Raw genomic sequence first — 15,166 nt, 5'->3', positions numbered from 1 at the left:
TTATAATTTGAAAACAAATAGATTCCTTTTTACGCTCCTATTTTTTACCATAAGTATAATAGCCTTTTCACAAAATCAGACCGCTAAAGTTGCCGGAATTGTTCTTGACGAAAGCAACAAACCTGTCGAAGGTGTTAATATAAGTTACCAAACTAAGTCAGCCACAACTGATGAAAATGGTTTTTATACATTAACCGTTCCCGCTAATCTGAAAATCATTTTGGTATTTACACACACTTCACTCAAGAGTATTACTTTTCCTATTCAATTAAAATCAGGAGAAAATTTCGAGTATAATGTAGTGATGAATGATAAGGCAGAAAGTCTGACAGAAGTTGTTGTTACAAGTAGCCGAAGAAGAGTTCAGGGAATTACATCTATTGAACCAGAAACCATTCGAAGAAACCCGAGTGCTAATGCCGGAATTGAAAGCGTTTTAAAAACTTTTGCCGGCGTAAATTCTAACAGTGAATTGAGTACTCAATATTCGGTTCGTGGTGGGAATTATGATGAGAACTTGGTTTATGTAAATGAAATTGAAGTCTATAGACCTTTTTTAATTCGTTCTGGGCAACAGGAAGGATTGAGTTTCACTAATACAGATATGGTTCAAAATGTGGACTTTTCAGCTGGTGGATTTCAAGCAAAGTTTGGAGATAAATTATCATCTGTTTTAGATATTACTTATAGAAAGCCAACTAAATACGGAATTACCGCAGAAGCCAGTTTTTTAGGTGGAAGTATAACAGGCGAAGGTGTTTCAAAAAATAAAAAATGGTCAGCTATTACCGGAGTTCGTTATCGAGATAATTCTCTCTTGGTAAACAGTCAGGAAACACAAACCAATTTCAGACCAACTTATGCCGATGTACAGACCAATGTGAATTTCAATCCAAATAAAAAATGGCAGTTCAGTTTCTTAGGTAATATTTCTCAAAATAAATACAATTACCAGCCTTTAACACGTCAAACTAACTTTGGAACTATTGATGAACCAATTGCTTTGCAGGTTTTTTATGAAGGACAGGAAAAGGATAAATATCAAACACTTTTTGGTGCTTTAAAAACGAATTTTGTTGTTAATGATAATAACACATTCAGATTGATAGGTTCCATTTATCACACCCAAGAGCAAGAGTATTTTGATATTTTAGCAGCTTATTATTTGGGTGAAGTAGATACTAATATTGGTTCGGAAACATTGGGTGAAGTTACTTTCAATCGTGGTATCGGAACGCAATTAAATCACGCCCGAAATGATTTAGATGCTTTAATCGTTAATGCTGAAATCAAAGGGACACACCAATTCAATGACAAAAAGCAGCAAATAGATTGGGGTTTTAAATATACTCGTGAAAACATACGTGATAGAATAGTAGAGTGGGAAGTTATTGATTCTGCTGGTTTCCAAATAAATCCACCACAATTTCATCTTCCGAATGACCAACCTTATCACCCTTATATTGGACCTTTAGTTCCATATCAAAATGTTAGAGCTACTAATTTTGTTGATATCGATAGATTTTCAGGGTTTGCGCAATGGAATACCAAAACTAAAATCGGAGAAAGTCAATTCTGGGTTACAGCTGGTGCCCGTTTTCATAGTTGGTTAGTTTCTGGTGATGGAATTACTGGGGCTAAACAGCAAACTGTTGTCAGTCCAAGAGCACAATTAGCATTAAAACCAGATTGGGGAAAAGATATGTTGTTCAGATTGTCTATTGGTTATTATCATCAGCCTCCATTTTATCGTGAGTTGAGAGATTCCTTAGGAACGGTTAGGCCTAATGTAAAAGCACAGCAATCAATTCATTTTGTGTTGAGTAATGATTATAATTTTAAAATGAATAATCGCCCTTTCAAATTGGTTACCGAAGCGTACTATAAAACCATGACCGATGTCAATACGTATACATTGGAAAATGTTAGAATTCGATATCGCGCTAATAATGATGCTGTGGCGTATGCTTATGGTTTTGATATGCGATTGAATGGCGAATTTGTTCCAGGAACAGAATCTTGGTTGAGTTTTGGCTATATGAAAACCGAAGAAAATATAAGCGACAAAGGTTACATTGCCCGACCAACTGATCAGCGTTTGAAAGTTGGAATTCTATTCCAGGATTACATGCCCAATATTCCAAATATGAAATTGTATTTGAATCTGGTTTATAATACAGGCTTGCCTGGTGGTTCGCCTTCTTATGCCGATTCGTATCAATACCAAAGTCGTTTGCGTGATTATCGTCGTGCGGATGTTGGTTTTTCGTATGTTTTGACCGAAAGAAACAACGAACGGCCAGACGGACATTGGCTAAAGAAATTCAAAGATTTATCGATTGGATTTGAAATCTACAATTTATTCAACAATCAAAATGCTATAACTAATACTTGGGTTCGCGACGTATATACCAAAAATCAATACGGAATTCCAAACTATATGACAACACGGGTTTTCAATGTGAAACTGACAGCGAAGTTGTAGAAATAATTCACTAATTTTGAGAATCCAATTTTATAAAAATGAAAATTTACTTTCTATATATAGCCCTGTTTTTTGTTGGACTTTTTTCAAGTTGTAAAAAGGAAGAAGTAGAGAAACCCAAAGTTACATATGAAACAACTTCAAAAGTTAAAACGCAAGCTGTAGTTGATACCAATCAGATTGAAGTTGCCGATTTGCCAATAAATATGGAAGGAACCAACGTTTTAATTCACCCAATTGGTGTTATATCCGGCAACGGAAAAGGAATCAAATCTTCATCAGATTCAGAGGAAAGTTTTACAGTTTCTAATTATGGAGAATACCAAATTACAGGCTATTTGAAAAATTTAAAGTTTCAGGAAATAGGTAAGGATACGATTTATGCTTTGACGGATAAGCAAATTTTAATTGAAACAGCTACTTATTTAAAAACGTTTGCCGATAAAAGCAAACAGCAATTATTGGTCTATTCTTTGGCTGATATGGATACGAACAAAGATGGAAAGTTAGATTCAAACGATATAAAATCGTTGTATATAAGTACGATTTCAGGTCAAAAATTCACCAAACTTTCTGCTGATTTTCAAGAATTGGTTGATTGGAAAATCATTGAATCAAAAAACCTTCTTTATTTCAGAACGATTGAAGATACGAATAAAAACGGAGAATTTGATGCGAAAGACAGTCTTCAGTATCACTTTGTAAATTTGTTGGATAAGGATTGGAAGGTAACCAGATACAATCCTATTTAGTTATTAGACTTTTATCTACATATCCTAAATGAGCACAATACGCATAGACTATTCCTAAGGCTATCATTAAAAAAATGAAAACTATCGAAATTATAAACAAAAAGTAAAACATCCTTTTGATGACGCTTATTTTGCTTTTAGATTGATATAGTTGTAAAATCATCCAAACGGTAAATCCAATAGAGACAAACGTTGAAAATACATTGAACGCTTTAAAATAAGGTGTTTTAATCAATGCTAATTCAATTGGAAAAAAAATAATTCCGATTATAAGACGTTGGCTTGCTGCAAAACTATTGATTATTATATTTTCTATATAGTTGTAACCATATTTCTTAAAGGCTAGCCATGAGCAAAAAGCATATATTGGCAATACAATAATTTCATAAAGTGAATAATGTTTAGATAGCCAATCAAATACCAATTTTGTTATTTGTACTTGTTTTCCAGCTATTACACCATTTGACGACTTATTGTTTATAAACTCTTCAATCGGAATGTAATGCATCAAGATTCCATTTATTCCGGCAATTACAAACAACAGTAAAACCGGTTTGTAATGCTTTATGCGTTTCCCGTCAATAAATTCTCTTACGGTGTGTCCGGGCCTAACCAATAACTGCTTTGCGGTATAAATCAATCCTTTATTTACATGTAAAAAAGTATAATTGATTTCATCTTTTAAATAGTGCCAGTTTAATCTAATGGTGTTGGTTTTTTGCCCACAATTAGAACAAAAGTTACCTTCAGTTTTAGTTTCGCAGTTTTGACAAAGTTGGTATTGCATATTTTAGTTAAAGATTGTTTCTAATTCTACAATTTCAAAATACGGATGATTCTCAAAAAACTGCCTTAAAAAAGAGGTGTGACTTGCTCCAAAAAGAACTACTATAGTTTTATCAGTCTTCAAATCAATATTGCGAAGAATATTGGTAAATATCTTTAGATTTCTATCGTAGTAGGATGCCGTAAAATTTTCGCCTGTATAATCTTCAGTTGTACCATAGGCTAATGCGTAATGCAGATAATCATATAATAATGCTTGGCGAGTATAAGAATTATTCATTTGAATATAGTACTCCATTAAAGGCGTATCTACTAGCTTCTTTCTTTTTGCAGTAAAAGGATTTTCGGCATCAAAAAAAGAATACGGATTTACTTCTTTGTCGTGTATTTTTTCATATTCATTAATCTTATCGTATGGCAATTCTTGTTTGAAATCTACAGCAACTATTTTTGCGTTATTTATAGAAGCTGTTCTGTAGGCAATTTGAACTATTTCATCTTTCAGGATTTTTTCGTCTGTTATTTTCTTTGACTTGTATAGTTTTAGCTGACTTTCGATCTCTTTTTGATTACTGGTTTGGTCTTCTACAAAAAATTTATCTACACCAATTTTTTTTAATCTTTTGGCTAATGAATCCAATTCATTTTGACGTTTTTCAGAAAATAAATCGTCAAATTTTATCGAGTTCTTATCAGATGTTGCTCCATAATGAAAGGTTCCTAGAAGGATAACTTTCACTTTTTGATTTTGAGTTTGTGCGATTGAAAATGAGGTCGTAAGAAGTAAAAAAAAATTTTTTTCATTGAAATTTAATAATATAAAAGGGATTTTAAATTGAAATTTGCGGTTTTGTAACTAACTCAAAAAGCAAAATCTTTTGTCCGTGTTTTGATTGATGACAATCTCACTTTTATTAAATATCCCTTTTTAGTGTTTTGTTTTATTATTCTTTTTAAAAATTCATTGTTTTAGTGTTAGATTTAATTGTCTTCCTTCGTTTAATGCTTTTTTATCCATTTTAAAACCAATTAATATCCCAATACCCATTCCAATTGGCAATCCTAATCCCAGTAAACCCATGTTGTGTAGGCTTAAACCAATAATTGTTCCGATTGGAAGACCAAAAGCAGTTATGCCAAGCAACAACCAGAGAGTTTGATAGTAGCTTTTGGGAACAATTTTATGTGTCTTTTCCACATATTTTAATATCGCTGTTTGTTGTTGTTTTATAAGTTTTCGTAATTGAATTCCAGTTAGTTCAGAAGAATTTATCAGTTCAATGTTATTATTGATTAAGGCAAGCGTATTTTGAGGTAAGTTTTTCTTTTCCAATTCCTTTAAAAGCTCTTCAAATTGAGAATAATATTCTTTCAATTTAATATCAATAGAAATAACTTGAAGTTTTTTCAATTCAATAATATTCATAGCATCAATTTTATTTTTCAGATTTGTTTTTTGAGTTTTTTATTAAAAAGTAAATTGAAAATATAAAGACCACAATATAAACAACAGCTAATGCTGGCTGCTCAAATGTTAGATTTATAAAGTCGAATTTCTTAAACAATGAACATCCTAATATGATTGCTATAATTCCAAAAACAAAGTTTGACATTTTCCTATTTTCCATATTATTATACCGTTTATCCGCAAGTTTAGTATCGATACTATTGTGACTAGTATCAATGTAAAAATGATTTAATCAGAGTATAAAAGTAATTAGGCATTACTTATAAAAATTGTAAAAATGGAATCTTACTGTAAGAATAACCAGTTTATTTTACCATCATCATGAGAAGTAAGATTTTCGAAGAATTTTTTTGGTGATAATCCTGTGAGCGATTTAAAATCTTTTATCAAATGTGACTGGTCATAAAAGAGCATATCATAACTAAGTGTAGTTAGATTTGTAGCACTTTTTTTTGAAGTTTTTAATTTTAAAGCTTCTCTGAAACGCTGAATTTTTTTAAAATCTGATGGTGATTTGCATAAATGCGTTTCAAAATGTTTTCCCAGATTTTGACGAGAAATATTGTGCTTTTTTGCTAATTCATTGATGGAATAATCGTTGTTAATATCTGATAAATCAACGATTATTTCATTTAGAAAGGGATGAGTAAATCCCTTAAGTTTAGATAGCCAATAGTTTTCAATCAAATCAATTTTAATCTGAAAGTTTTCTTCTGTCAAAATAGTTTGCATTACAGTTTGATAATCATCAAAAGGAATAAATTTTGAAAAAAATGAAGAAGTGTAAATGCATAAATTATTGTCTAAGAAAGCATTTAGTCCTAATGGTTTGAAATAAAAAGTTAGTTCATTAATAGAACCACTATACGAAAGATGTATTGGTTTTTTGTAATGACAAATTAAATCGGAACAAAAAGGACTACTTGCGTTTTCTGAAAGTACCGCCTTGTTTTCAGAGAATTCACATTTTGTTTTTTCATAAACCGAAATGATGCTGTAATTGTTAGGAAAAGTAAGGTATTCAACTTCAGGTTCATTTCTTTTTTGCGTAAGGAAATAATAGCCTTCAATATGTTTTTGAAGGATTTTAGACTTTGGTTTTATGAATTTTATTTCCAATTTATATTAAAGAGTTTGTAATTTGTATTACAATAAATAAGCCTACTTAATTTAAAATGCTTTTGGGAAACGCATAGAATATTGCCCAACCTGAAACGCTAGCATAATCCAAACAATTATAAATTTACTGAGATAATCGTATACTTTTTCTCCAATAAAGTATTCAGTAATGAAAATTAAACAGGTAAAAATTATGATAAACAACATTCCAAAATATTCTCTTTTCATAAATTCAGTCTTAATATTAATCAAATGACTGCATCGAAACCAACTTAGAATAGGTTCCGTTTTTGGCTAAAAGTTCTTCGTGATTTCCCTGCTCTACAATTTTTCCTTTTTGCATAACCACAATCATATCGGCTTTTTGAATGGTAGAAAGGCGATGAGCAATTACAATAGAAGTTCGGTTTTGCATCATGTTTTCTAAAGCAATTTGGACCAATCTTTCACTTTCAGTATCCAGTGCCGAAGTGGCTTCATCCAGAATCATTATTGGTGGATTTTTCAATACAGCACGTGCAATTGACAAGCGTTGTTTTTGTCCGCCCGAAAGTTTGTTTCCGCTGTCGCCAATGTTGGTATATATACCTTCCGGTAAGTCTTTAACAAATTCATAAGCGTTAGCAATCTTCAAAGCAGCGATTACTTCATCATCTGTAGCATCAAGTTTTCCTAATGAAATATTTGCTTTTATGGTATCGTTAAACAAAATAGAATCTTGTGTTACCAATCCCATTAAACCACGCAACGATTGCAAATCCATGTCTTTAATATCAACATTGTCAATGGTAATTTTACCTTCATTAACATCATAAAAACGAGTCAGTAAATTAGCAATTGTACTTTTTCCGCTTCCCGATTGTCCAACCAAGGCAATAGTTTTTCCTTTTGGAACTTCAAGTGAAAAATCCTTTAATACATTGTCCTCGTGATATCTAAAGTTGATGTTTTTTATAGAAATTCCGGTTTCAAAAGTATCCTTATGAATGGCATTTTCTTTTGAGGTAATTGCGTTTTCTTCTTCCATCAAAGTGAAGACACGTTCGGCTGCAGCTAAACCAGTTTTTACCTGATATGATGCTTTTGAAATGTTTTTAGCTGGAGTTAATATAGTATAAGCCAGAGCTATATAACCAAGAAAAGCAGTACTTGCCAATGATTTATCAACTATAACCATATATCCCCCATAATATAAAAGTACAGCAATAGTTAGTATTCCTAGAAATTCACTCATCGGCGAAGCCAAATTGCTTTTGTTTCCGATACTATTGGACAGCTGTTGTAATTTTTTAACCGAAGTGTTGAATTTTGAAATGAAAAGATTCTCGGCATTATAGCTTTTTACGACTTTCATTCCGCCCAAAGTTTCATCTAAAATCGAAATAAAATAGCCCGTTTCCTGTTGCGCTTTTTTTGATTTTGCTTTCAGATTTTTTCCAATTCTGGAAATGATTAATCCGGAAATCGGAATGAAAATAAACACAAAAAGTGTCAATTTTGTACTAATAGCCAACATTGCAACAATTGAAAAAATAATAGTCAAAGGTTCACGAACTACTAATTCCAATACCTGAAAAAAGGAGTTTTGAACTTCATTTATATCACCAAGCATTCTCGACATTACGTCCCCTTTTCGTGCATCAGAATAATAGGAAACAGGAAGATGAATAATTTTTTGATATAACTTTTCTCGTAAGTCTTTTAAAACGCCGGTTCTTAATCTTGTTACATGAAAAGAGGCCAAATAATTAAAGATATTTTTCAGTAAAAAAATCACAATTACAATGGAAACTACAAGTATAAGTGCATATTCTTCGCCTCTTTCTGTTGATAATTTCGTGATATAATAATTCAATAATTCTTCTCCATATTTACCCAAATAGCCAATGCCTTTATATGTTGGATGAACTGTTACTTGTTCCGTTTCCTTAAAAAGAACTTTCAAAGTTGGAATTATAGAAATCATTCCCAATGTTGAAAAAAAGGCATAAAATATATTAAAGATTATGTTTAAAATTACATTGTTCTTGTATTTTAGGGCAAAAGGAATTAATTTTTTTAGATTACTATCCATTAGTTCAATTGCATTTCTGAAATGATGTTTTTGATTTTAGTATTTAGAAATACTTCAGCAGCCGGAATTTCATCAACGTTTTCGATGGTAGTATTTACACTAAAATAGAATTTAATTTTTGGTTCCGTTCCACTTGGACGCGCACATATTTTTGAACCGTCTTCTAAATAATAAATCAATACATCCGATTTTGGAACGTTCAAGGTTTCTGTTTCGTTGCTCAATAGATTTCTTGCTGATGAGTTTTGATAATCTTCCACCATAACTATACGTTGCCCATTAATTTCAGAAACTGGTTTCTCGCGCATGTCAACCATCATTTGCTTTATTTCATTTGCGCCTTCAATTCCTTTTTTGGTAATCGAAATCAAATGTTCTTTATAAAAACCAAAGTCAACATACATTTGTTCTAATTCTTTATAAACCGAACTTCCTTTTTCTTTAGCCTGAGCCGCAATTTCACACATTAATAAAATCGCGCCCACTGCATCTTTATCGCGAACAGCGTCACCAACCATAAATCCGAAGCTTTCTTCTCCACCTCCAATAAATTTCAGTTCTGGAAAATCTCTGATAAATTTGGCAATCCATTTGAATCCCGTTAATCCAACTTTGCATTCTACACCATAAGCAGTAGCCAATTCCAACATCATTGGTGTGGAAACAATTGTTGAACCGATGAATTGTTTACCATCAATCTTTCCTGCTTTTTTCCATTGTTCCAAAAGATAATGTGTCATGACAACCATCGTTTGGTTTCCATTTAATAACTGCATTTCTCCTCTATTATTTCTGACGGCCACACCAAGACGGTCGCTGTCAGGATCCGTTCCAAAAACTATATCTGCATTTATTTTATCTGCCAAAGCCAAAGCCATGGTCAATGCTTCAGGTTCTTCTGGATTTGGAGAAACGACAGTTGGAAAATCACCATTAGGTTCAGCTTGTTCAGGAACAATATTGATGTCGGTGTAACCTGCTTTTTCTAACACTTTAGGAACCATTTTAATAGAAGTTCCGTGTAATGATGTATAAGCAATTTTTAAATTTTTTCTGGCTTCCGCCGATGTGTTGAAACTTGCATTTTCAACTGTCGATTTGGCGAAAGCTTCATCAACGGCAACATCAATATATTCGATTAAATTTTCGTTTGCATCAAATTTGATTTCGCTGTATTTTAAGTCTTCAATTACTTGAACAATTTCGGCATCGTTTGGAGGAACTAATTGTCCGCCATCTTGCCAATATACTTTGTATCCGTTATATTCAGGCGGATTGTGAGAAGCTGTTAAAACAATTCCGGCATGACAATTTAAATATCTAACAGCAAAGGATAATTCTGGAGTTGGTCGCATTTCTGAAAACAAATAGACCTGAATTCCGTTTGCCGAAAAAACATCTGCAACTACTTTAGCCAAAGTATCGCTATTATGTCGGCAATCATAAGCTATAGCGACTTTTAATTTTTCGCCTGGGAATGATTTTTTCAAATAATCAGATAAACCCTGAGTGTTTTTTCCGAGCGTATATTTGTTGATACGATTGGTTCCAACGCCCATTATTCCGCGCATTCCGCCAGTTCCGAACTCCAAATTTTTATAAAAACTTTCTTCTAAGTTTTTTGGAGAAGAAGTCATCATTTTTTTGATTTCGTCTTGCGTTTTTTGATCAAATGTTGGCGAAAGCCATTCGTTTACTTTGTCTAATATATGTTGTTCTATTTGCATGATCTTATTTTTATTCGATTCTAAAGTCAAATTACAAATTCACTTCTTTAGAAATTTTATAGCGTTCTTCGTTGTTCTTTGTTCTCAAAATTATCTCGCCCAAAAATCCTGCTAAAAATAGTTGAGAACCTATAATCATAGCTGTTAAAGCAATATAAAAAAGTGGATTTTCAGTGACTAAAACAGTTCGAAAACCTGAATATAGTTTAACCAATTTTAAAGTTATTATTAAGCCTGTGGATACAAATCCAATTAAAAACATTACCACGCCACCAGCGCCAAAAAGATGCATTGGGCGTTTCCCATATTTGGATAAAAACCAAATGGTAATTAAATCCAGGAAACCATTTATAAATCGGCTCATCCCAAATTTTGATTCGCCATATTTTCGAGCTTGATGGATCACTACTTTTTCGCCAATGTTTCCGAACCCAGCATTCTTAGCTAAAACAGGAATATAACGATGCATTTCACCAGAAACTTCTATGTTTTTGACAACGATATTTTTATACGCTTTTAACCCACAGTTGAAATCATTCAACTGAACACCAGACGTTTTTCGGGCAGCCCAATTAAACAATTTAGAAGGTAAATTTTTACCAACAACCGAATCATAACGTTTCTTTTTCCAACCCGAGACCAAATCATAGTTTTGGTTTACAACCATGTTATATAAATCTGGAATTTCCTCAGGACTATCTTGTAAATCTGCATCCATGGTAATTATCACATCGCCTTTGGCTTTGGCAAAACCGGCATGTAACGCTTGCGATTTGCCAAAATTCGTAAGAAAACGAATTCCTTTTACGTTTTGATTTTCCTTTGAAAGTTGTTCAATAATTTCCCACGACTCATCCGTGCTTCCATCATCTATAAAAATTACTTCATAGCTATAATTGTGGGTTGTCATTACTTTAACAATCCATTGGTGTAACTCGGGTAAAGATTCCTGTTCGTTAAGAAGTGGAATTATTATGGATAAATTCATTTATAATCCTTGAGAAGGTTTTGATTTGAAAATAGCAGCTAATATTAATCCGAAAATAGCAATAATAACTAAAGAAAAAGCATATCCAAAAAGCAGATTTCCAATGGAATAACTATCTGTTTCATTCATTTTTTGAATAGTTTCATTTATAGCTGATTTTGGGCTTCCCACTTTTTCTAATATGTCAACAGTATACTTTATAACAATTTCCTTAATTTTTTCTTTTGCTTCGGGATCAATAAAATTGAATAGTAAATAATTAAAAAGATTAGAAATTAAATATCCAATTGATGCAGCAATAAAATAAACAGAAAATGTTTCCTTAAAACTTATAGTTCCCATTTCTTTCTTGGTCTTTATGACCAAATAACATCCAATGGCAATAGAAAAGGATATAGTTATGATTCCAATCCACCACTTTGTAAAAAGTTCTAAATCAATAATATAAATTAAGGTGGTTGTTAATACTGAAAATAGACCAATAATAAAACCAAAGGTTAAGGCGTTCTTCTTAATAATTTCATTCATAATATTCAGCTATCAATTAATTAACAAATATAGTAATTCCGTAATTACTTTTTCGTAAGTACAAAACAATTAAAAAAAGTTACATATTGGTTTGATTTTTAAAAAATAGTTGTATTTTTGCACACTCTAATTAAAAAAGAAAAATAAAAGTTGTAGCCAGTTTATACCTTTCATAAAGAAAGCTTCAAAACAAAACTACTTCATAACAATAAAAAGATTTATCATGAAACAAGGAATTCACCCGGAAAATTACAGATTAGTTGCTTTTAAAGACATGTCAAACGAAGATGTTTTTATAACTAAATCAACAGTAGAAACAAAAGAAACAATAACACACGAAGGTGTTGAATATCCAGTTTTCAAAATGGAAATTTCTAGAACTTCTCATCCTTTTTACACAGGTAAATCTAAACTTATTGATACTGCTGGACGTATTGATAAATTTAAAACTAAATACGCTAAACATACTAAATAATAGTATTAGTGCTTCAATTTTATTAAGACCATTCTCCAAAAGAGAGTGGTTTTTTTATGCCATAAACTTTTGTAACTTTGAGCTCAAAACCTAATAACCTGGAACCAAAATGAACTACATACTTTTTGACGGAACAGTTCGAAATGCTCTTTTACCATTTACATTCACAAGACCAGTTGCTGATATTCGCATCGGAATTTTGACAATTCGTGAAAAATGGGAAAAATATTTAGGCTACACAACGACAACTTTGACCGAAGAATATCTTTCCGAAAAGTTTCCAATGGTTGAAATGGAAGATAACGTTATGATTAATGCTTCTTTCCTGCCAAATGATATTCTTGCTGAAATGGTAAAAAGTTTAGAGAAAAATCAAGCCATTTTTCAAGGTGATGAAGTCATTGCTTTTTATACAAATGATACACAGGAAGAAGTCGATTTTGATAGTTATGAAATAATCGAATTTAGCGAAGAATGTCTAACAGTCCAACATACTTGGGATATTTTTGCTAAAAACGATGCAGCCTTACGCGAAGATTTTGAACTAATTACAGAAGGTAGACATTCACAACCAATTCCAAAAAGTGTGAATGTAATTTCATCCGAAAATATATTTATCGAAGAAGGAGCAAAGCTCGAATTTGTAACTTTAAATGCTTCGACAGGGCCAGTTTATATAGGAAAAAATGCCGAAATCATGGAAGGTTCAGTAATTCGAGGACCTTTTGCTTTATGCGAATCGGGTAGAGTGAAATTGGCTTCTAAAGTTTATGGCGCGACAACAGTTGGACCTCATTCTGTGATTGGCGGAGAAGTAAGCAATTCAGTTTTGATGGGCTATTCCAATAAAGGACATGATGGATTTTTAGGAAACTCTGTTTTAGGCGAATGGTGTAATTTAGGTGCAGATACTAACAATTCGAATCTTAAAAATAATTATGAAGAAGTGCGTTTGTGGAGTTATGAAACAGATGGTTTTGCCAAAACAGGATTGCAATTTTGTGGGTTAATGATGGGTGATCACAGTAAGTGTGGTATTAATACAATGTTCAACACTGGAACTGTAGTTGGGGTTTCTGCTAATATTTTTGGTTCTGGGTTTCCACGAAATTTTGTACCAAGTTTTTCTTGGGGCGGAGCTTCGGGTTTTACTACTTATCTAACTTCTAAAGCATTTCAAACCGCCAAAATAGTAATGGCACGTCGGCAAGTGGCGTTTTCAGATGAGGATGCTAAAATATTAGAGCACGTTTTCGAAATCACTAAAAAATACAGAAAAGAATAGATTATAATCTATAGCCACTGATTCACATATTTTTTTTTAATTAGTGAATCAGTGGCTATTTTTAGTTTAAAATTTTGCCTAAATTTGTCCATTCAATTTTTGACAACGATTTCATTAATTGAGTAATTTTATGATACAAAAAAAGAAAGTAGCATTCTACACTTTAGGATGCAAATTGAATTTCTCCGAAACTTCTACCATCGCGAGAAATTTTAGTGAAGAAGGTTTTGACCGTGTCGATTTTGAAGAACTCGCTGATATTTATGTTATCAATACCTGTTCGGTTACAGAAAATGCCGATAAACAATTCAAACAAATTGTAAAAAAAGCAATGAGGCGCAACGATAAAGCCTTCGTTGCAGCGGTAGGTTGTTATGCTCAATTGAAACCAGAAGAATTGGCTGCCGTCGATGGTGTTGATTTGGTTTTGGGTGCTACTGAAAAATTCAAAATCACCGATTATATAAATGATTTGTCCAAAAATGATATGGGCGAAGTGCACTCGTGCGAAATTGAGGAAGCCGATTTCTACGTTGGTAGTTATTCCATTGGAGACAGAACGCGAGCATTTTTGAAAGTTCAGGACGGTTGCGATTACAAATGTACTTATTGCACAATTCCACTAGCAAGAGGAATTTCTCGAAGTGATGCTTTGGAAAATGTGCTAAAAAATGCTTCAGATATTTCGAAACAAGGAATAAAAGAAATCGTTTTGACAGGTGTAAATATTGGAGATTACGGTAAAGGCGAATTCGGAAACAAAAAACACGAACATACTTTTCTTGATTTAGTTCAGGCTCTAGATAAAGTTAAAGGCATTGAAAGACTCCGAATTTCATCTATTGAACCAAATCTGTTAAAAAATGAAACTATCGAATTTGTTTCAAATAGCAGAACCTTTGTACCTCACTTTCATATTCCATTACAATCAGGTAGCAATGAAATTTTGAAGAAAATGAAACGCCGTTATTTACGCGAAGTATATACGGAAAGAGTAAATAAAATTCGTGAAGTAATGCCGTATGCCTGTATTGGGGTTGATGTAATTGTTGGTTTTCCGGGTGAAACGGATGAAAATTTTCTGGAAACTTATAATTTCTTAAACGAAATGGATATTTCTTATTTACACGTTTTCACATATTCTGAAAGAGACAATACCGAAGCAGCCGAAATGCCTGAAGTTGTTCCAATGAATGTGAGAAACAAAAGAAGTAAAATGCTCAGAGGATTGTCAGTAAAAAAGCGTCGTGCATTTTATGAAAGTCAAATTGGAACCAATAGAAAAGTACTTTTTGAAGGTGAAAATAAGGAAGGATATATTCACGGTTTTACCGAAAATTACATAAAAGTAAAAACACCTTGGAATCCGGAATTGGTTAATACATTACACGAAATCAATTTGTCGAAAATAGATGAAGACGGAAGTGTCAGATTAGAATTTTTGAATGTTGAAGCATAAAAAAAACGTCCCAAATTCGG

13 protein-coding genes are annotated in these 15,166 nt (G+C 32.4%); 5 read left to right on the top strand and 8 right to left on the bottom strand.

Features of this window, described 5'->3' with window-relative positions; translation table 11 throughout:
* Nucleotides 1-7 precede the first annotated feature (7 nt).
* Both QWY90_RS11380 and QWY90_RS11375 read left to right on the top strand, forming a co-directional pair.
* A complete protein-coding gene (locus QWY90_RS11380; protein WP_290286051.1) occupies nt 8-2,485 on the top strand; it encodes a TonB-dependent receptor in 2,478 nt (825 codons plus the stop codon).
* A 38-nt stretch (nt 2,486-2,523) separates the two neighbouring features.
* Nucleotides 2,524-3,237, top strand: a complete 714-nt coding sequence (locus tag QWY90_RS11375) for a hypothetical protein (RefSeq protein ID WP_290286050.1) — start codon at nt 2,524-2,526, stop codon at nt 3,235-3,237.
* Here QWY90_RS11375 and QWY90_RS11370 read toward each other — a convergent pair.
* The 8 genes from QWY90_RS11370 to QWY90_RS11335 form a co-directional block, all read right to left on the bottom strand.
* A complete protein-coding gene (locus QWY90_RS11370; RefSeq protein ID WP_290286049.1) occupies nt 3,230-4,024 on the bottom strand; it encodes a DUF3667 domain-containing protein in 795 nt (264 codons plus the stop codon). The genes QWY90_RS11375 and QWY90_RS11370 overlap by 8 nt on opposite strands.
* Nucleotides 4,025-4,027: 3 nt before the next feature.
* Nucleotides 4,028-4,762, bottom strand: coding sequence for a DUF5694 domain-containing protein (locus QWY90_RS11365; RefSeq protein WP_290286048.1), 735 nt, complete (start codon nt 4,760-4,762; stop codon nt 4,028-4,030).
* A gap of 222 nt (nt 4,763-4,984) precedes the next feature.
* Nucleotides 4,985-5,449, bottom strand: coding sequence for a hypothetical protein (locus QWY90_RS11360; protein ID WP_290286047.1), 465 nt, complete (start codon nt 5,447-5,449; stop codon nt 4,985-4,987).
* Between the two features lie 327 nt (nt 5,450-5,776).
* Nucleotides 5,777-6,610, bottom strand: a complete 834-nt coding sequence (locus QWY90_RS11355) for a helix-turn-helix domain-containing protein (RefSeq protein WP_290286046.1) — start codon at nt 6,608-6,610, stop codon at nt 5,777-5,779.
* Between the two features lie 244 nt (nt 6,611-6,854).
* Nucleotides 6,855-8,684: an ABC transporter ATP-binding protein gene (locus tag QWY90_RS11350; RefSeq protein ID WP_290286045.1), complete on the bottom strand. Its 1,830-nt coding sequence runs from the start codon at nt 8,682-8,684 to the stop codon at nt 6,855-6,857.
* Nucleotides 8,684-10,411, bottom strand: a complete 1,728-nt coding sequence (locus QWY90_RS11345) for a phospho-sugar mutase (protein WP_290286044.1) — start codon at nt 10,409-10,411, stop codon at nt 8,684-8,686. Before QWY90_RS11345 ends, QWY90_RS11350 begins: the two co-directional genes overlap by 1 nt.
* Before the next feature lie 31 nt (nt 10,412-10,442).
* Entirely contained in the window at nt 10,443-11,399 is a 957-nt protein-coding gene (locus QWY90_RS11340; RefSeq protein WP_290286043.1) for a glycosyltransferase family 2 protein, read from the bottom strand.
* Nucleotides 11,400-11,927 (bottom strand): DUF4199 domain-containing protein, encoded by a 528-nt coding sequence (locus tag QWY90_RS11335; RefSeq protein ID WP_336622162.1) that lies wholly within the window; start codon nt 11,925-11,927, stop codon nt 11,400-11,402.
* 223 nt (nt 11,928-12,150) lie between these two features.
* On the opposite strand from QWY90_RS11335, the gene QWY90_RS11330 reads away from it, so the two are divergent.
* The 3 genes from QWY90_RS11330 (at nt 12,151) to mtaB (ending at nt 15,146) form a co-directional block, all read left to right on the top strand.
* The gene (locus QWY90_RS11330; RefSeq protein WP_290286042.1) at nt 12,151-12,402 is read left to right on the top strand and encodes a type B 50S ribosomal protein L31; all 252 of its coding nucleotides are present in this window, start codon (nt 12,151-12,153) and stop codon (nt 12,400-12,402) included.
* A gap of 109 nt (nt 12,403-12,511) precedes the next feature.
* The gene (locus QWY90_RS11325; protein WP_290286041.1) at nt 12,512-13,687 is read left to right on the top strand and encodes a GlmU family protein; all 1,176 of its coding nucleotides are present in this window, start codon (nt 12,512-12,514) and stop codon (nt 13,685-13,687) included.
* A 130-nt stretch (nt 13,688-13,817) separates the two neighbouring features.
* Entirely contained in the window at nt 13,818-15,146 is a 1,329-nt protein-coding gene (mtaB, locus tag QWY90_RS11320) for a tRNA (N(6)-L-threonylcarbamoyladenosine(37)-C(2))-methylthiotransferase MtaB (RefSeq protein ID WP_290286040.1), read from the top strand.
* The last annotated feature ends 20 nt before the right edge of the window (nt 15,147-15,166 follow it).

The sequence above is a fragment of the Flavobacterium paronense genome (assembly GCF_030409795.1).
GTDB lineage: Bacteria > Bacteroidota > Bacteroidia > Flavobacteriales > Flavobacteriaceae > Flavobacterium > Flavobacterium paronense.
The sequence above is the reverse complement of the archived record's forward strand: the minus strand, read 5'-3'. Positions and strand labels throughout refer to the sequence as shown.